This is a genomic window from Rhizobium sp. NFACC06-2 (assembly GCF_900101425.1).
GTDB lineage: Bacteria > Pseudomonadota > Alphaproteobacteria > Rhizobiales > Rhizobiaceae > Agrobacterium > Agrobacterium leguminum.
Window position 1 is genome coordinate 137340 of sequence record NZ_FMVA01000011.1, and the last position, 17978, is coordinate 155317.

The 17978-nt window shown below is 53.2% G+C and carries 14 protein-coding genes and 1 pseudogene; 8 read left to right on the forward strand and 7 right to left on the reverse strand.

Translation table 11 applies throughout. From position 1 onward, the window contains the following. Nucleotides 1-290: 290 nt before the first annotated feature. Both tnpA and tnpB read left to right on the forward strand, forming a co-directional pair. Entirely contained in the window at nt 291-677 is a 387-nt protein-coding gene (tnpA, locus tag F3H58_RS18775; RefSeq protein WP_149743266.1) for an IS66-like element accessory protein TnpA, read from the forward strand. Continuing rightward, entirely contained in the window at nt 674-1027 is a 354-nt protein-coding gene (gene tnpB, locus F3H58_RS18780; RefSeq protein WP_149743267.1) for an IS66 family insertion sequence element accessory protein TnpB, read from the forward strand. Before tnpA ends, tnpB begins: the two co-directional genes overlap by 4 nt. Nucleotides 1028-1253: 226 nt before the next feature. Here the strand turns inward: tnpB and F3H58_RS27280 are convergent. Then, nucleotides 1254-1361, reverse strand: a pseudogene (locus F3H58_RS27280) (recombinase family protein); the annotation flags it as partial. Nucleotides 1362-1527: 166 nt separating this feature from the next. Beyond that, entirely contained in the window at nt 1528-2079 is a 552-nt protein-coding gene (locus F3H58_RS18790; RefSeq protein WP_149743271.1) for a recombinase family protein, read from the reverse strand. Between the two features lie 521 nt (nt 2080-2600). Between F3H58_RS18790 and avs3a the strand changes: the two genes are divergently transcribed. Continuing rightward, nucleotides 2601-8873, forward strand: a complete 6273-nt coding sequence (gene avs3a, locus F3H58_RS18795) for an AVAST type 3 anti-phage nuclease/ATPase Avs3a (protein ID WP_149743272.1) — start codon at nt 2601-2603, stop codon at nt 8871-8873. A gap of 25 nt (nt 8874-8898) precedes the next feature. After that, a complete protein-coding gene (gene avs3b / locus F3H58_RS18800; protein WP_286169796.1) occupies nt 8899-9606 on the forward strand; it encodes an AVAST type 3 anti-phage protein Avs3b in 708 nt (235 codons plus the stop codon). A 159-nt stretch (nt 9607-9765) separates the two neighbouring features. Here the strand turns inward: avs3b and F3H58_RS18805 are convergent, their stop codons facing one another. The 3 genes from F3H58_RS18805 to F3H58_RS18815 are packed head-to-tail and all read right to left on the reverse strand — an operon-like array spanning nt 9766 to nt 12135. Beyond that, on the reverse strand, nt 9766-11199 hold the full coding sequence (locus F3H58_RS18805) for a hypothetical protein (protein ID WP_149743274.1): 1434 nt from the start codon (nt 11197-11199) through the stop codon (nt 9766-9768). Further along, on the reverse strand, nt 11196-11741 hold the full coding sequence (locus F3H58_RS18810) for a DUF805 domain-containing protein (RefSeq protein WP_149743275.1): 546 nt from the start codon (nt 11739-11741) through the stop codon (nt 11196-11198). The genes F3H58_RS18805 and F3H58_RS18810 overlap by 4 nt, the downstream gene beginning before the upstream one ends. A gap of 43 nt (nt 11742-11784) precedes the next feature. Then, nucleotides 11785-12135 (reverse strand): hypothetical protein, encoded by a 351-nt coding sequence (locus F3H58_RS18815; RefSeq protein ID WP_149743276.1) that lies wholly within the window; start codon nt 12133-12135, stop codon nt 11785-11787. Nucleotides 12136-12240: 105 nt separating this feature from the next. Between F3H58_RS18815 and F3H58_RS18820 the strand changes: the two genes are divergently transcribed. Further along, nucleotides 12241-12501: a helix-turn-helix domain-containing protein gene (locus F3H58_RS18820; protein ID WP_149743333.1), complete on the forward strand. Its 261-nt coding sequence runs from the start codon at nt 12241-12243 to the stop codon at nt 12499-12501. 56 nt (nt 12502-12557) lie between these two features. Here the strand turns inward: F3H58_RS18820 and F3H58_RS18825 are convergent, their stop codons facing one another. Next, a complete protein-coding gene (locus F3H58_RS18825) occupies nt 12558-12923 on the reverse strand; it encodes a DUF3768 domain-containing protein (RefSeq protein ID WP_149743334.1) in 366 nt (121 codons plus the stop codon). Nucleotides 12924-12928: 5 nt separating this feature from the next. Continuing rightward, complete coding sequence (locus F3H58_RS18830) at nt 12929-13534, reverse strand: hypothetical protein (RefSeq protein ID WP_149743277.1); 606 nt, start codon at nt 13532-13534, stop codon at nt 12929-12931. A 414-nt stretch (nt 13535-13948) separates the two neighbouring features. On the opposite strand from F3H58_RS18830, the gene F3H58_RS18835 reads away from it, so the two are divergent. The 3 genes from F3H58_RS18835 (at nt 13949) to F3H58_RS18845 (ending at nt 17852) form a co-directional block, all read left to right on the forward strand. Further along, nucleotides 13949-14932: a hypothetical protein gene (locus F3H58_RS18835; RefSeq protein ID WP_149743278.1), complete on the forward strand. Its 984-nt coding sequence runs from the start codon at nt 13949-13951 to the stop codon at nt 14930-14932. Between the two features lie 23 nt (nt 14933-14955). After that, nucleotides 14956-15990 (forward strand): hypothetical protein, encoded by a 1035-nt coding sequence (locus tag F3H58_RS18840; protein ID WP_149743279.1) that lies wholly within the window; start codon nt 14956-14958, stop codon nt 15988-15990. 698 nt (nt 15991-16688) lie between these two features. Then, complete coding sequence (locus F3H58_RS18845; protein ID WP_286169781.1) at nt 16689-17852, forward strand: T6SS phospholipase effector Tle1-like catalytic domain-containing protein; 1164 nt, start codon at nt 16689-16691, stop codon at nt 17850-17852. Nucleotides 17853-17978: the final 126 nt, after the last annotated feature.

Here is a 17978-nt window from a genome sequence, read left to right on the forward strand (position 1 = left end):
TGCGCTTCGCTGTGGCGTACGGCCGGTAGCGTTTGCCAAACTTATCGACAAATGAGAGCACAAGCGAGTTCAGCACTCTGTCCGTGCGATGGAGGGTTTATACAGCCAGTTTGGGGTCGTCCGTAGGGTAACCCGTGACGTAAAGGAGAAAACCAACACACTACGTCCTTAACGGCAAATTTTTTCGCATGTACATGTCGATTGTGGGTAACCGCTGTTCCAATCCCACATTGTCCTCGCCCACCTGATCTGTGATCGCCTATCCATGGACGAGCAACGGGAGTTTCTCCATGGAGACTACATTGGAGTTTCTCACGGCCAGGAAGTCTGGGCGTGAGCCACAGCGGCATTGGCCGGACGAGGTGAAGGCCCAGATCGTTTCGGAGAGCCTTCGGCCCGGAGCGTTGGTGAATGAAGTTGCAGAACGCCACGGCCTGAAGCCAAACCACCTCTCGACTTGGCGAACGATGGCACGGCAGGGCAAGCTGGTTCTGCCAGCACCCGAGGGTGCGGTGGAGTTCGCGGCGGTTGTCGTCGATCCACCCATTGCTGAGCCGCCCGTCAAGAAAGCCAGCCGTCCCGAGATCATCGTCGGCGCTGTCACGATCCGGTTGGAAGAAGGCGCGTCCGCCTCCCGGATCGCCGCTGTCGCGCGTGCCTGCGCGGTTCTGGTATGATCTTTCCCTCGAACCGCGTGCGGATCATGATGGCGACCAAGCCCGTGGACTTCCGCAAGGGGCATGATGGCTTGGCGGCGCTGGTGAAGAACGAGCTGCACAAGAACCCGTTCACCGGAACGGTTTTTGTATTCCGGTCGCGCAAGGCCGATCGGCTGAAGCTGATCTACTGGGATGGCAGCGGCATCGTCATGGCCTACAAGAGGCTGGAGGATCACACATTCACCTGGCCCGGTGTCAAGGATGGACTGATGACACTGACGCATGCCCAGTTCGAGGCGCTGTTTGCGGGACTTGATTGGCGGCGGGTTCGCTCTGTTGAGGTAAGAGCGCCAACAGCAATCGAATAGGTGCGTCACGATGACTCGGTTCGCAAATTTCGGCGGCGTGACGACACCAAATTTGATAGGCTTTCTCCATGTTGGACACGGTCGATCTTCCAGACGATATTGCTGCCCTGAAGGCGATGCTGATCGCATCGCAGCTTCGTGAAGTCCGCAAGGATGATCGGATCGAGCGACTGGAGAAGCTAGCGCCGCTAACGCCAGCATCAACATATGTCCCGCTCAGCTTCCAACCGCGCTCCGCAACAAATGAAGCCCCCAGATCAAGCTGGGTTTCGATTGAAGCTGGGTTCTGTTGATCTGTTGAATACCGCGCGTAAATGACCACTCTCTTGTACATATTGGCCTCCCGATAACAATGTCAGGTCAAGGTAACACGACGCCGATGTGCTCAAGTATTTGTCGACCTCTGCAGTTCTCCAAAATTCGGTCAAGGTGTGAACGGGGCTGCGCTTACGATTGTGGTCGCAACCCTTGTGAATGCTGAGATTTCCGCTATTCAATTGCTACGTCATCCGTGCGGCAAGTACGCGATAAACCTGCATTCGCGAGCAATCAACTTGTTTTGCAATTGACAAGATTGAAAACCCGCTATCACGCAATTTAAAAACAAGATCATGATCGATGCGCTGCTTCCCGCCCTTATATGTGCCGCGGACTTTCGCTCGATCGATTCCTTCGCGCTGGCGATCTTTAATGAAGCGCCGCTCCATCTGCGCCACCATGCCAAGTACAGTCAGAATGACTTTGCCCATTTCGCCTTTTGTTGAAACGTGTGGTTCGAGAACGGTAACGTATGCTCCGCGCTGTTCACATTCGTGGACAATGTTTAGGACGTCACGGGTGTCACGGCCAAGGCGATCAAGGCGTGTGACGATCAACTCGTCATCTTCGCGCAAAAACTCGATGATCGTTGCCAACTCGGTTCGGCCTCGGCGGCTTGCGCCCGACACCTTTTCGCATCGAACGATCTGGCAGCCTTCGGCGACGAGTCGCTGTTGCTGAATTTCTAAATCCTGATCTAGCGTGCTAACGCGTGCGTAGCCAATTCGTGCCATGTGTCACCTCAAGCTTTAGGCTTGACGCTACCCTGTCACAAATAGCCGCTGTCAACCCAGATGTTACATGGGTGGCTGTAACCGCTAGTTCGTCACATGTGAGTATACCCTGATGCGATCAGTAATCATGGTATTTTGTGAACATTTAGGGTCGTTTATCTAACGGCGGCTTCACGCCTTCAAGTCGGTCATTTAAATTCCGTTTTCTTGATCTCAAAACCCGACTTCGGTTTTAAGGGAGCGGTCAACAGCTGCGTTCCTTCAGAATGTATTGCTAGTCGACCGCCCCTAAGCTGGCAGGCCACGCAGGCCGCATAAGCCCGATACGCTGTTGGAGTGGCTTTTCAATTGGTGAAATTTGGGCGGTTCGGGAATCTCATGTTTGCCCTTGCGCAAATACAGTTAGCAACGCCCTTATGGAGCTGCATTCACTTACATTACTCAATTCTTGTTTGCTACACTGCTGAAAGATTCGTCCATAGGCTGCTAGGCGGCAAAATCTATCAGTAGGCAATATTGAAATGGCAAAAACCAATCTTGTTCGCCCCAGCCGCGATGGCGATCAGTTTCATTACCTTTGGGCAGCGCGACGATGCCTAGAGCTGCTGTCCGCCACTTGCGACCTCGTGGCCGTCACTATTGAGGGAATATCACCGACAGAATTTGGTGGCGGCGAAATCGTTACTGCTGGAGAAGACGTTATCGATATCGCCGAGTACTTCGGCAGCGAGGATTTTGCTGACGCACGGCTCGTGCGTTACATGCAACTCAAGCATTCAACCTTGCACGCGCATGAACCGTGGACGGCCAGTGGACTAGAGAAATCAATTACGGGCTTTGCCGAGCGGTACAGGGAATTGCTCAAGACGTTTCCTAAAGATGTCCTAGTCGGAAAGCTGGAGTTTTGGTTTGTAACGAATCGGCCAATTGGCGATGCTTTCGCTGAGACTGTCGAAGACGTTGCGGAAGGGCGGACTGTTCGCCACATCAAAGAAGCCAAGAAGATTGAGCGATTCGCAGGCCTTTCCGGCGATGATCTTATGGCGTTCTGTAAGCTTATACATTTTGAAGGACGACAGGATGACTATTGGGATCAACGCAACATTCTATTCCAGGATGTTGGTGGCTATCTCCCAGATTCGGACGTATATGGTCCCCTGAAGCTAAAAGAGCTTGTGACGCGGAAGGCGCTATCGGAGGGAGAGCGCAATCCTTCCATTACAAAGATGGACATATTCCGCGCTTTGGATACCGATGAGAGCGCTCTATTTCCGGCTCCGAACCTCATTGAAAAATTGGACGGTTCGCTGGCTCGGGATCAAGAGCTTCACCTTGTGGCCGAAATTGTTGCGGCCAAAGGTCCAGTGGTAATTCATGCGTCTGGCGGTATCGGCAAGACGATCTTTGCTAATAGAATTGCAGGCGGTCTTCCCAGCGGCTCGAATTGCATTCTCTACGATTGCTTTGGAAACGGCCGATATCGCAATGCATCCGGCTATCGCCACCGGCACAAAGACGGTTTGGTACAAATTGCAAATGAGTTGGCGAGCAAAGGGCTCTGCCATTTGCTCATTCCGACAGCTCATGCGGATTCGGCGTCTTATGTCAAAGCCTTCGTGCATCGCATAGGGCAAGCTTCGGACCTCATACGGCTTCAAGACCCCAAAGCGCTGCTGTGTATCGTAGTCGATGCCGCAGATAACGCCCAGATGGCCGCTGAAGAGATTGGAGAAAAGAAATCATTTGTGCGTGACATTATCAGAGAAAAGATGCCGGATAACGTCCGGTTAGTATTCCTTTGTCGCTCACATCGTCAACACCACCTCGACCCGCCTAGCGAAGCGCTATGTCGTGAACTGAAACCATTCAGCCGCGCAGAAACGGCATTACATCTTCGACTGCGTTTTCCCGAAGCGAATGAACATGATGTGGACGAATTTCATCGCCTCAGTTCATGCAACCCCCGCGTTCAGGCTCTTGCCTTGTCTCGTAACGAGACTCTGCCCATTACACTTCGCTTGCTTGGCCCCAACCCCAAATCAGTTGAAGACACCATCGGCAGCTTGCTCGAAGCAGCCATAGAGAAGTTGAAAGATCACTTGGGGCCATTAGAAAGATCTCAGGTCGATAGTATATGTACTGCACTGGCCGCGCTTCGCCCGCTCATCCCCTTGTCGGTCTTGTCTGCGATTTCGCACGTTCCTGAGTCAGCAATAAAAAGCTTTGTCATAGACATCGGAAGGCCGCTGCGTTTGGCAGGCGATTCTGTGCAGTTTTTCGATGAACCTGCAGAGACGTGGTTTCGAGAGAGGTACAAGCCGACGAGCGCCTCAATGGGCGGCTTCATCAGTGTTCTGTATCCGCTCGCCTCAAAAAGCCCCTATGTTGCATCTGTTTTGCCGCAATTGATGCTCGATGCCGGACAATTCTCAAATCTTGTTGACCTTGCGTTGAAGTCCGATGCTCTCCCGGACACGAGTCCCCTAGAGAGACGCGACATCGAACTGCAGCGACTACAATTCGCGCTGAAAGCAGGACTACGTTCGAAACGCTATCTTGATGCGACCAAACTCGCGCTAAAAGCGGGGGGTGAAACGGCCGGAGACGACAGGCAGAGGAAGATTTTACAGGCAAATACTGACCTGTCTTCGACGTTTCTCGACGTTGACCTAATTCAGGAAATAGTGTCGCGAGGAACATTCGGTTCAGGCTGGCTTGGATCGCATCATGCCTACGAAGCGGCTCTGATGTCGGGGTGCCCGGCTTTGGTGGGCGATGCTCGGAGCCGTCTGCGCATGGCATCCGAATGGCTTAGGAACTGGAGCAGACTGTCTGAAGAAGAGCGAGAGAAGGAACGAATTTCGGACGAAGACATCGTTGCATTGACCTTTGCCGAAATTAATATCCATGGTGCCGAAGCTGCAGCACACAGCCTCGGCCGCTGGACACCAAGGGAGGTTTCGTTCCGCGTAGGGCTTGCGGTTGCCAAACGACTTATCGATCACAACCGCATAGATGATTTGAATGCGTTCGCGGTAGCCGCTGACAACAATCTGTGTTTGGTGCTGGGGATCGCCGTAGCATTGCAGCGAATTCGAAAGGTACCGCCTCTCGAAGTGACGCAAAGAGCGTTCCGATTGCTTGCCAGCACCCGAATAAGCCTTAGCGATGGCGGTTCGTTCACTGATCGCTTCTCCGCCCTGAACGCAGTGGTTATTCTAGTGGAAGCGGCTTTAGAGCAGTCACTTTGTTCTAAAAAAGAGGCGGCATCGGTCCTTTCGCGCTACCTGCCAAGTGAGCCGCCGTCAGATATTACGTCCCGTTTCTCTAACACGCGATCTCATCTCCTGCGTGGTTATAGCCTGCGTGCTACGCTGATCGATACACCCCTCGAACTCATGGATCTCGCGCATGGGTCTCTCCGACAGGAGTTAGAAGGGAAAAACCGACATTCGACGTCTCCCGATCTTCAAGAATTCAAAGAGGACATCGGCTCGCTCCTACCTTGGCACAACCTCAGGGCGAGGGTTATCGCCGGACTCGTTACTGGTCCAATGCTGAATGACGAGCTTGCCTTGGCGCGTGAGGCGTCAAACACGGCCGCTCGAATTAATTACCGGGACGACCACTACACTTCGAACGAGATAGCCTTGCTATGGTTCGAAATCTTATTCAGACTGCAGGCAGTTGACGAAAAAACGCTGGGCGCTTTCTCCAGTTGGAAAAGCAGTTTGAAACGACCGCTTTTCACGCCTACTTTGACCACTCTGGCAAGGCTATGTTGCGAAAACTCCAATGCCCGGAAAAACGCGCTCGAATTTGCGTTGGAAGCATTTAATCTTACCGACGGCGAAAGATCTGATGCCGAACAGAAGTCGGAGGGCTTTATCGAAGTATCCCGTTCGATCCTTTGCCTTAGCAAAGGAGAGGCCCAAGGATATTTCAACGAGGCGGTGGAAGTTGCGAGTAAAATTGGTGATGAGAACTTGTCGAGGTGGGATGCCATACTGGACCTGGCTGACCGATGCTTTCGCAAAGACCGCCCAGTTCCCGAGACGGCGTACCGCTTCGCGCGCTGCGCAGAGCTAACCTACGATTATGTTGTGCGAGACAAGCACTTCGATTGGCACGGAACCGTCGAGGCTTTGACCGGGCTGTGCCCTCCGTCATCACTGGCGATTCTCAGCCGTTGGCGGGACCGTGGTTTTGGATGGTCAGAACGCATCGTTCCTGTCGCAGTGAGAAAGCTCATTGAAAGGGGTGAACTAAATCCGCTTAACGCACTGCCATTGATCGGTTTCCGGGGGCGCTGGCGATATGAAGAGCTGCTTGATGGGGCGTTGAACGCTTGTAAATCCTCAAACGAGAGAGCAGCCACAGCGGCTCAGTTTTTCCGGTATGCTCAACATAACTCTGGCGACTTTAAAAGACTTCAGGAAGTCACAGACCGCTACGGAGTGTTTGTGGAAGGCCTCGATACAACCGCTCGGTTCACTGAACTCGGGGAACTCAAGCGAAAATCCCGGAAAGACGATAAAACTGCCTTCGGGGTGGATGAAGCTTCGGTAACGACTAAGGATTGGAACAGCGTTTTCTCCGGAATAGACTTGGCTAGTGCCGAGGGTATTTCCGAGAGTTTTAGAAGATATACGGCTTCAGAGTGCCACTGGTATCCCGAGCATTTCTTCCAGCAAATGCTCGCCCGTGTACCTGTAGGTTCGGAAGCCGAATTCATCTTGTCATTTGGCGAAGTTCCTGAATTCGAGCTATTTCATTTAAGATATTTCTTGGAGAAATGCCCGAAGGAATGGAGTCAGCGACCAGCTCTCAAGAGCGCCTTCGGTGTGATCCTAAGGAAGCTTTGCCGACGGTACTGCCTCAACGTAGCAAAGTATCGGCACTACGAAATTTTTCCCTTTAAGACTGCTTGCCTTCTCAGCGGAGTGGACGAAGCCGACATTGTCGAAGTTGTCCTAGATGGTATCGGTGAGACAGCAGACTTAGCCGATGCAGCGCGGCTATTTTCGCTGGTCGGGCTTTTGTCAATCAAGCTCTCTGAAGACGATGCGTTAGAAGCGCTCGACTTCGGCCTGGAACTTTTCTCCAGCTCTTTGGAGGAGAAAGACGGCGATGGTCCTTGGTCGCCTGATCTCCAGCCTCCTTCTGACATCAATGCCGCCGTGGCGGGTTATGTCTGGGCCGCGATGGCCGCACCAGAGGCCGTCATGCGGTGGGAAGGCGCGCATGCGGTGCTGGGCTTTGTCGCGCTTGGACGGAAAGAGATCTTAGAGCACCTTTTCAACATGAGCTCTGAGAATGGAGGAGGCGCATTTGTCGATGCCAAATTGCCGTTCTACGGCCTACACGCGCTCCAGTGGTTTCTGATTGGCGTAACTCGAGGGGCAATGGCAAACCCTGCGGCGCTGGCACCATATGACCAACGTCTCATGGACTTTGCATTGAAAGGAGAGTCACACATCCTTATCAGGTTGTTCGCAGCTCGGGCGGTCCGCATATTGATGGAAAACGAAATAGTCGATGATCAAGGCGATCTCAGGCACACTTTGGAGCACGTCGCCAAGTCGCCATTTCCTGCCGTGCAATCGAGAACTTATGATCGTTTCGCCAGAAGCGATGAGACAGGAGATGCGAATGATGACAGCTTCTATTTCGGCTTGGACACCGGTGAGTACTGGTACGCCCCATTGGGAAGAGTATTCGGTTTGTCGCAAGGACAAGTCGAATCACAGGCAAGAACTATCATCCGGAATCAGTTAAAATTTGCTGGCCGCGGACGGTGGGACGAGGACGAGCGTCATCGTCGTAAGCTGTACCAAGAGGGTCACACCTACAGTTCACACAGTTCTTATCCTCGTGCAGATAGTCTCAATTTTTATCTAGCATACCACGCCATGCTGATCGTCGCGGGTAGAAATCTGGCCTCCAAGCCGGTATATTCCGACCCGGAATATGGGATCGTCGACGAGTTTGCTGATTGGCTGGAGCGGCATGACCTATCACGTCAGGATGGACGTTGGCTCTGGGACCGGCGAGACCATGCACCGCTTGAACAGCTATCTTGGTTGGATTGCGATAAGGCGGACCAAAACTACGGCCTCATCACGACTTCGGATTTTGACGAGGCGTTGCATAGTGGTGCAATGACCAATATTTGGGGACATTGGACAACAGCAAATTCAGAGCGCGAGCAGTCTGTCGATATCCACAGCGCCTTGGTATCCCCGATGAGCTCGGAGGCCTTGTTACGTGCATTGAGCACCGCCGACAGCAGGTATGATTACGCTATTCCAGGCGCTGAAGATGATATGGAAATCGATGAGCATGGATACTCGCTCAAAGGTTGGATCATCGACCGTAGCCACGACAGAGGGGTGGATAGCCAAGATCGTTGGGCAGGAGGCATCAGCTACCCGGCCCCACGCCCGGCGGAAGCCATTTGCGAATTGATGGGGTTGCGAACGGATGCTGATCAACGGACGTGGACAGATAAGAATCACTCAACTGTCATGATGTCCCAAGTCTGGGGGCACTTTGACGAGGGCAACCGGCATGAGAATGTCAGCCCGGAACGCGGAAGTCGCATCAATGCATCACACGACTTCCTGAAAGCACTCCTTGGCAAGCTGCAGCGCGATCTGATTATCGAGGTAACCATTGATCGTCGGCGACGTTACAGATCATATGAAAGCAGTATCGAAAATGAAAAAGACAGAATCCCTACAAAGTCAAGAATCTACCTGCTCAAAGCCGACGGAAGGTTGTACACAATCTGATGCAATACTGTCTTTAGGTCGAAAGCTGGTGGAGGCAATGAATGTCGACGGTTCTGCCGATACACTTAGCAGGTGGATGGCCCACTATGTTGCTGAACTGATCGTTGAAGCAGAGAGAGCCACTGGTTGCGAGAAGGCGGCAGTACAGGATAGGTGCTTTACGGCTATTCTTGGACTATGGAGTCACCGAGCGGAATTTCCTAGAGGAATGCGGCCGCACCAAGAGTTGGAACCGATCTTGCGGGTCCTAGAAAGTCTCGACGTTGCGACTGAACACCCAAGGTATTACCCGTCCGCGCAACCATCGGAGAATGATATTCAGAGCGCTGAAGTGGAAAAGTGGCTCAATCTGGCTCGGGGGATCGACTATTCAGCAAAACTCCTGATAAGGCACTGCCTGTCTCAGGCAGCCGATTTGGCAACGGATAAATCAAAACAGTGGGTAAAGCTTGCCGAAGCTGCTCAAGCTAATTCCGGTGTCTCCGAAATTTTCATCCGTTTCATATCCACGACCGAGGATTTGGACGATAAGGGCAACGTGAACAGCGCACTGCGAAAAGACCTTGAAGATCGATTGCAGCGCCTCAGAGCATTTCGGGGATTAGCAGAGGGATTGGAAGATTATCTTCAGGCTGAGCTCGTTAGTTTGCCGCAGGTTGATGATGTCAAGGACGAGGGAGAGCGCATTTCCTTATACTCTCCTCCAACTCTAACCGCTTCAAGCCTTGATTAATGGCCTCTGTGGAAACCAAGCCTCTCAAGGCAGCTATCCGCTGACCTACCTCCTGATCGGACAGTCTGCAACCGGTCGTAGAGTGGTCGTCGCCACGATGAGCCTCAAGTCCAGCTTTGGCGCAAGTCGATTAGGTTTCCGCCGAAGTCCAACGTTAACTCATTTATTGCCAGCACAAACCCGCACATTTCTATTCTTCCAGCATTTGCCATCACGCGTCATTTCTCCGAGATCAGAATGCGCATGGGTACTTCCCGGCGTCTCGTTCCACGCGCCGTTAGCGCCAGTTGGGTCAATGCCAATAAGTGCAAAGTAGCCGTTTGCCTCCATTACGAAGCTGCCGTCCACGCCGCCATAGTTTCCCCAGTAACAAGCACCGTCGATAACGTTTTTGCCAGCCACTTGAAGCAGGCAGCCTTTCCGATTTGGTGGCGTTTGCTTCGCAGAGGGGTAGTTGCTCACCTTTTCTGTCTTCGGAGCAGCTTTGTTGAAACATGACTGAAACTGGGAGAAAGGCGTTGCGGCATCGGCAAGGCTGATGGCAATCGTCTTGCCATCAAGGTCAGCGATTTCTAGTTTTTTGCCTTTCTTGCCCTCATCGAGGATTTGCGGTGAGATTTCGTAGAAGCCGTGCCAGCCGAAATAGTCTTCTGGATGGCCGTTGGACACTTGAACTGTCTTATCATCGACCTGCCAAGACGCGCGAACGATACCGTCAAAGTTTCCATTCTCCACAAATGCAACGAAATCCTTGCCCGGCGCGCCCATAAAGCCGACCGTTACGTCGCCCTGCTTCGCTTCCACAAAACACGTATCGCCCCAATCCTCCTCGCGTTGTTCAAAGGTCCACGGTGATGTTGAGGCGGTGATGGCTGCGACTGACTTCGATGTTGGGTTTTGAAGCATCACGCTGTGGTTTGCAGGCGCTTGTGCGGCTGTTCCGGCACCATCACCTGATGGTTGCGCAAATGGCGACGTAGACGAAGCCTGAGGGGCCTTGAAAAGTGACGGGCCAAGCCCCGTTAAGGTGGATATGCAGGTGTCGAAGCCAGTTCCGAGCGCTATCGCTTCCGTATAGGTCATCACCGGCACAAACCACGGCGGTTCATTCCCTTGAAAGGTGATCGCGAGCGGGGCCGGCTTGTTTGTCGAGATCGCTGTGCCCAGGATAGTGGTAACCTTGAAGCCACCACCGTCTTCCGCAACGGTCTCGGGAATTTCGCCATAGAGCTCATCGCCGTTGACCACCTTCGAAACGAACTGAATGTTACCCGCCCATTCGGTTCCGATGCTGACATTGGTCGTCTGGCCAGCCGGAAGGTTCCAGTTTTGCTTGGTAACGCGCAGCCTCGGAACAATTTTGTCGATGCCGATGAGCGTGTATTCGATCACGACCGACTTCCCTGACCACGCCGTGCTGCGGAAACCACAAAATGCTTTGTCGCCAAAAGGATCTGGTGTCTTCAATACGACCTGCCAGCTATTGCCCTTGTGGTAGGAGTGTTCTCCGGCGATGGCAGGTGTTGAGATTGAACCCGCGACAGCAGCGCCGAGGCTAAGCACGGCGAGAAGTATTTCGGCTTTCTTGGTCATGATGATTTTTCCGTGGGATAGGCGGTGGTTCGACGTTTTCCAGAAAACTGGCCGGTGCCGATGATGCCCGCCTTCATCGTTTCAAATTCTTCAGCGGTGATCGCGCCTGAAGAGCGCAGTGCCGCGAGTTTTTCGATGCGATCAATCTGTTGATCCGAACCTGAAAGGGGCAAAGGCGGGGTGGGGCGGTGGTCGCGGCTCTCTGGAACGTCCGTTGCCCGATGCTTTGACGGGGTGCTGCCGATCACGATGAATGCAACGATCCCAACCAGCGGGATAAGGCAGGTCAGCACAAGCCAGCCGCTCTTCCCAAGGTCGTGTAGGCGCCTGACGATGACAGCGAGCGACGGGACATAATGGCCCACGACAATCAGTGCCGAAACGAGGGGCTGGGGCTCACGTGGCCCAGCAATAGCCACGTCGATGATCAATCCGCTGATGGCTAAACCCAGCGATACGAGGTGGTAGTACCAAAATTCCTCTCGTGTGGATCGGCCCGAAAAGGTGGCGTAGCGACGCATGGCGTCAAGGTAGGCGCTCATGAATATCCCCGTGTATCCTGATTGTCGTCCGAGCGTTGCGCCTTCACGCCACAGGCAGGTTTTTCTTCCGCTTGGCCGAACGCCACGTGAAAAAACCCATGACAGCGAGCAGGAGAGCGATGACGCCCCAAACCGACATGTCGCCGAAGGTACCTTGCGACGACGCGATGAAGGCCATCAGCGCTGACACGAAGAAGATGATGGCACCGACCAGCGGTAGACCGAAGGAGAACGCGCCACCGATCACCAGCAGCACGCCTGTCAGCATGCCGACCGCGCCGGCGCTCCCTGTTGCCTGATCGTTCAGCAGCCCGCTGCCTGCCGTGACCGCGCAGGATTGCAACAGCACCAATAGGCCGAGGAAGAGCCCGATAATTCCAACTGCGATTTTCATAGTACCCCCAAGTTGTCGCCGCGTAGGCAACCGTAAGCCGTTAATAGGAAATATGTGGTATATATTCGATGGATTAATGCTCGGCAAGATGGTCGCCATGCCGGGATGGAACATCGTGAACGCATTGGATGGAATCTCAGGAAGGTCAGGACCGCTAAGCGCGTAACGCAAGAGAATCTTGCTGTTGATGCTGGGGTGGACCGAACCACCATCAGCGGTATCGAGAGAGGCGAATTTAATGCTTCGGTCGATTTGCTCGCGCGGCTTGCCGACGCTCTCACTATCGATATTTCGTTGTTCTTTGAAATTCCTGCTGAGGCCACGCCGCCCGAGCCGTTGAAGGCGGGTCGCAAGCCGGGACGCTGATCGCCAGCATCCGAGCCGAAAACGGTGCTTGCTAATGTAAGGATTGCGCACATGGCTCAATACTCATCCGCCCGCATGACGGTGAGCACCCGGCAGGTCACGTCGTCATCTGCCGGATCGGATGATCCGAATTGCAGGTCGAGGTCGTAATAGTCGATCTTCCAAAAGAATACGGCGTCTTCGAGCGTGACTGCGCCAAAATCATGCTCGCGGTAGGGGTCGTTGTCTGGCGAGAAATAATCGAACGCCTGCACCGCCAATACCACCGCTCGCTGATGATCGGCCCTGAGGTTCGTGACCCCCGGCGTCAACAGCACTCGTCCGCCGGAGAAGCTTTTTCGAAAGGCGTCGTTTTTATCGCGGATGGCTGCGGCCCGAGAGGCCGCATCCTCGCTGATGTTCTGTTTCAAAGCGCACCCCATGACGATCACTTCTCGACGTAAGCGGGGTGAATGAGCGCGACCTGATCGACGCGGCGGGTGAAAGGTGGCATGTCGAGATAATCGCGCCACTTGAGGCGAAGTCCTGTGTCGCCTTCGATCTTGATGACGGTGGCTTCGTACCACCCCTCCAGCGGACCTTCAGTCGCCAACACGAGGCTACCCACGGTCAGCTGGTCCCAGCTTTCGGGCATATTCTTGGGCGGAATAGGGTAGCTGGTTTCCGGGGCGGGTTTGTCCGGCACCACACGCGGTTGCTCCAGCCGTTCGCGCTGCTCATCGGATAAGTGGGCAGCAATGGCCTGATAGAGCTCCTGCTTCACGAATGGCACGAAGGCTTTGCCGCTGTCGAACAGCTTGCCCTGTGGCAACCGACCGAGAAACGCCCTGAGCTCGTCATCTTCCACCTTGAGCGCCACCATTCCCATCAGTTCGGCGGCTTTCTCTGCGGCGCGGGTATCGGTGGCAGGGAAGAATGAAGCGTGGGGCCTGCCGTTGTCGTCGCGGCCGAGGATAATGACGGGGCAGGGCAGGGTGACGGCAGGGGTGGCGGGTAAGGCGGTGGTTGTAGGTGTAGTGGGTGAAACGTTCATGGCTGTAGCTCTCCAAAACAAGAAGAGGGGCCGAACGGCCCCTCACACCAGCAGCAGCAGCGCCGGCGCGTTATGGTATATCATTGCAATCAAGGATTGTCAAATTTAGGGAAAATAACAGCTTAAGATGGCATTCTTGGTGGAGGAATAGCGAAGGTTCTTTCGTGTCCTTTGTTTGATCACTCGCAAGCAATGCGGTGTGGGATTCATCCAAGCGACGTCTGACGGACGCCGCAAAAAAAGCCCAGTCAAAAAACTTCCCTTTTGACTCATGTATTTAGGACCGCTCAGGTGAGCGGCCCGAATATATGCATTCACAAATTGCAAAAACTGTGATTTTCTCCCTTTTGCGCGCAAAATACCATTTCTAAGTGTCTTGCCTGAGTTTGTGATCTCTCAACACGGAGGAATACTATGGCTCGCGTAAAGTTTATGTCGCTCACCCACATCGCTTTTGCCTTAGCCACCTCGATGGCTTTGGCTACCCCGTCAGCAGCGCAGACGACTAGTTCCCCAAATTCCTTGACCGCTGACAAGCCCACCCAATGGCAGAAGAATGAGTTCCTTTCGACATTGGACGAGCAAAAAGAATACGCTTTCCTCGATGTGAATGACCAATTTCTCATCAAATCAGTCCCACAGGATAATATGACAACGGTGCGACTAGCGGTGCTAGATGGAACGCGCTCAGAATACGCCTCCTGCGGAACGATAGGGAAAAAATGGGAAAAGGGACTTCCGGGAACGACATGGCTCATGCTCTCATATTCCAAACCGAACTCGACCGGTCACCGCGAGTACACGGTTCAACGAACACTCGACTTCGACGGGACCATCCGGACGTATCGTTTTAAAATTGACGGAAAACGAGAGATCCGTCTCGATGAGGGGATTACCCTAAGCGTAAGCAACAACATCCTTACTTATACCCAGATCGGCGGCCCCATTGGTTTCTCAGGCGAAATATCAGCGCTGAGGGTAAAATACGGCCTGACTGATGACTATCGTGACCTGAATTTGACCACCGAGTTGGGCAAGAAAATGTGGCTCATCGATACGCAAAATGATGGCGGCGTGATTTCCTATAGCGTCAACAACCTGAAACAATTGCCCCACGTGCCGGGAAATCAGATGGCAGCACCGAGAAAGCAAATGATTGCGTCACCTTTGAAGGGACCCGGTATTTTGGTCGCTTCGGAATCACTGATTCACAATGTAGCGGCGCGTTCAGATGATTCTTCCGATGTTGATGTTCAACAGGAAGACGAAGACATGCCGAGAGCGATGGCATTGTGCCCGCAAGGTCAACCCTGCCACTGGTCTATTAATTGTGGCATGACCGTCGATTGCTTTTGTGTTCCCAGTGGTGGGCCATATGGAAACGTTTGCTTATTTTGAGTTCTTAATTGCAGGAGCGACCCGTGCAAACTACCCGTCTTCTGCCGAAGGATCAGGCTCCGCCGCTAAGAGTGAGCGGGCCTACAGCCGTACCCCCAAAATTTGATCGATTAAGCTTCGTGATTTTGTGGAATCTCGACTGCGGCGGGTGCCTGCCAATCGTTCAGGAACTCGCTGAGATCGGTGCTGGACATAACGTGCCGTGTCACGGCGTTGCGGTGATGGTACGGGATACGAACGCTTGCGCTTTGGCTATCGAGCAAGGGCCGTCAAAAGCGATGCTTGCCATTGAACAACCCGGCCCGCTGAATTCCGCGTTATTCCGCGGATCAGTCACGAGGATGTGGCTGGAGGCGAGTGGACAAGGTAGCCTGCCCGCGGGTTTTGTGATCGACAGCTCGAACTCGATTATCTGGATGGGAGACCCGAACGATCTAAAAGTGGATCTTCCATCCATCTTCGACGGAAGCTGGAATGTTGATGCCGCGCGGGAAAGGCGGGCATCACGGGTAGCCATTAGTGATGTCCGCAAGCTCCAATTGGGCCGGGATGTGTTTGACAGACTTGCCTTCGGAGCCTTTAACGAGGCGCTTGAAATCATCGAAATTATGGAGCGGGAGCTGCCATCCGTCTCGGGTGAAATTGATTTTTGTATTTTCAAACTGACGGCGTTGATCGGATTGGACCACGATACCGCAACAGAATTCTACGAGGATTGTTCGGCACGGCTTATCGGAAACGTCCAAGCTCAAGCCGGGTTGGCGAGTTGCATTTTCGCCCGGATGCCATCCAATAAAAAAGCTCTGTCCATTGTGATTTCGCGACTGACGGCCACAGAGGCGACTTTGCAAAACAACACCGATGGCTGTCTCGAAACGGACTATCTTCGTATCACGCTCAGTTTGACGCTGGCAGACGCGCATAAACGGTATGGTTCAAATGAAGCAGAGGATTACTTCGACCGTGCGTTGGTTATGTCGCAGACTGAAAAGGTCCCGGAGCGCGTTCGTTTGAGGATCGCCAATGAAATAGAGAGAATTCAGAATATCAATGTTTGACGTTTGGGCATATGATCCGAAACAAAAAACAAACCGTTTTTGAGTGCGCAAATTGGACACGAAAACTTATTATTCAAGCCGGTGTTTTTCGATTTTTGGAGCGGCAATTTTACTTCCTATGACATGGGTCCTATTCTCTATTTCGTCGTTGGGTCATATTTCTGGTGTCTTCTTCGGTCTGCTGTCTTTGATGTTTGCTTGGTTCTCGACGATTTATCTTTCTAGCATATTCAGGCGCTCCAAGGTCACCCTCACGCCAGAAGGGTTCACGGTTCGACGCGTCTTAAGGAAGCCTGCTTTTGTCGCGTGGCAAGATGTAGAGTCAATTAACACAATATATATTAGGGGTTTCTTTCCAGTCGTTACATGGCGACCGAAACGAAAGCCCGAACGGTCACCTGTGCTGAGTTTTTTATTTGATGGTCGAGCGTTCCCGGTCCGTTCAGGGTTTTATGCAAACTCTTTTCTCAAAGAGTTAGAGAAGTTTCACGAAGCGTATGGCGGTCCACGCGGTCAAGCGTTCGAAGCCCATTAAGCCGGATACCTGCCGGACATGCCACGGAGGGACCTTCTCTGACTGCGTAGACGCCAAACCCTCGTCAAGTTCGCTCAGCCGCATCATCAAGGTTGATTTTCATCCGGTAGGTTTGTCCGACTCAGGAGCGTCGCGTATAAAAAGCTGTCGTAGGAGAGGAACTGTGGAATTGTTGAACACACCGCCGTTGTCACCGAAAAAGAAGCTCGCGATCTTTTTGGACGGAACGTGGAACGCAGTCGGTACAAACACGAATGTTTGGCGCCTCCGCTCTCTTTGCGCAGACAAGGATGCCAAGGGCCTACAACAGCTTCGCTACTATGATTCTGGGGTAAATGGCTTCATCGGAGGCGGTTGGGGCAAAGGCCTCACCGAAAATGTCCAAGAGGCTTACAACTGGCTTGTCGAGAATTATGAAGATGGCGACCAAATCTTCATCTTCGGTTTTAGCCGTGGAGCCCACACCGCCCGGAGCCTCGCGGGCTTCATTTCAATATGCGGTCTTCTGAAACCCGGAGGAGCATTGGGGGTAGATCAGCTATATGAGCGGTATCGTAATGATGATGACCGCACGATCTATAAACTTCCCACGTTTGAACCCAAGAGCATCACGCTTGAAGAGCGGTGGATGCTGAAATACTCCCGCCCGGTGGCAATCGAAATGGTCGGCGTTTGGGACACCGTGGGGGCGCTCGGCGTTCCCGCTTTTAGCCTCGCCGGAGTCAGCAGTTCTACACTGAAGTTTCATCATACAGGCCTTCGCATACCGGTCAGGCACGGGTTTCATGCGCTTGCGATTGACGAACATCGAGCGAAGTTCGCACCCACGCCCTGGACAATTAGAAGCAAGGCTGGAAGCGCCCCGGCGCAAATGAGGTCGATAGAGAGTGTTGAACAGCGCTGGTTCGTCGGCGCTCATGCGAACGTCGGCGGCGGTTGTTTTAACGATACGCTTGCCCAGATCCCGCTGAGGTGGATGATGCAAAAAGCGTCTAATCTTGGACTGGCTTTTCGCAATGAACTTGAGCTGGAGGGTGACGAGCATTTGGGCCCGGTTTCGGATTCCTATAAGGAGTTCCTAAAAGGCGCCTATTCCTGCGTGAGCAAGAGAAGTTATCGCCCTGTTGCACCTGAACCGTTTGTAGGGCCGACGGGCACCCACACTAGAGTCAATGAAACAATTGACGTTTCAGTTTTCGAACGATGGCGGGACAACGTCGACTATCGGCCGCCAAACCTGAGTGATTGGGCAAAGCGGAAAAAGATCGATCCAGTCGACATCCAAACTTCCGTTTTAGCGAACTCGCCTACCGTCGACGCGCCTTGACCGAGACGCTCTTGTGAGCTGAACCGGTATTTCGCGCCAATTCGAAGCGATCTCCCCCAAGTCTGAGCGTCTACGGCCAAAGATTTGATGGTGCCGTGGTTGTTATCTGAGCGTCACACTTCGGCT

Bases quoted from the DNA above. Each gene is read 5' to 3' on its own strand.
- tnpA (WP_149743266.1), top strand. From the start codon at position 291: ATGGAGACTACATTGGAGTTTCTCACGGCCAGGAAGTCTGGGCGTGAG.
- tnpB (WP_149743267.1), top strand. From the start codon at position 674: ATGATCTTTCCCTCGAACCGCGTGCGGATCATGATGGCGACCAAGCCC.
- F3H58_RS18790 (WP_149743271.1), bottom strand. From the start codon at position 2,079: ATGGCACGAATTGGCTACGCACGCGTTAGCACGCTAGATCAGGATTTA.
- avs3a (WP_149743272.1), top strand. From the start codon at position 2,601: ATGGCAAAAACCAATCTTGTTCGCCCCAGCCGCGATGGCGATCAGTTT.
- F3H58_RS18805 (WP_149743274.1), bottom strand. From the start codon at position 11,199: ATGACCAAGAAAGCCGAAATACTTCTCGCCGTGCTTAGCCTCGGCGCT.
- F3H58_RS18810 (WP_149743275.1), bottom strand. From the start codon at position 11,741: ATGAGCGCCTACCTTGACGCCATGCGTCGCTACGCCACCTTTTCGGGC.
- F3H58_RS18815 (WP_149743276.1), bottom strand. From the start codon at position 12,135: ATGAAAATCGCAGTTGGAATTATCGGGCTCTTCCTCGGCCTATTGGTG.
- F3H58_RS18820 (WP_149743333.1), top strand. From the start codon at position 12,241: ATGGAACATCGTGAACGCATTGGATGGAATCTCAGGAAGGTCAGGACC.
- F3H58_RS18825 (WP_149743334.1), bottom strand. From the start codon at position 12,923: ATGGGGTGCGCTTTGAAACAGAACATCAGCGAGGATGCGGCCTCTCGG.
- F3H58_RS18830 (WP_149743277.1), bottom strand. From the start codon at position 13,534: ATGAACGTTTCACCCACTACACCTACAACCACCGCCTTACCCGCCACC.
- F3H58_RS18835 (WP_149743278.1), top strand. From the start codon at position 13,949: ATGGCTCGCGTAAAGTTTATGTCGCTCACCCACATCGCTTTTGCCTTA.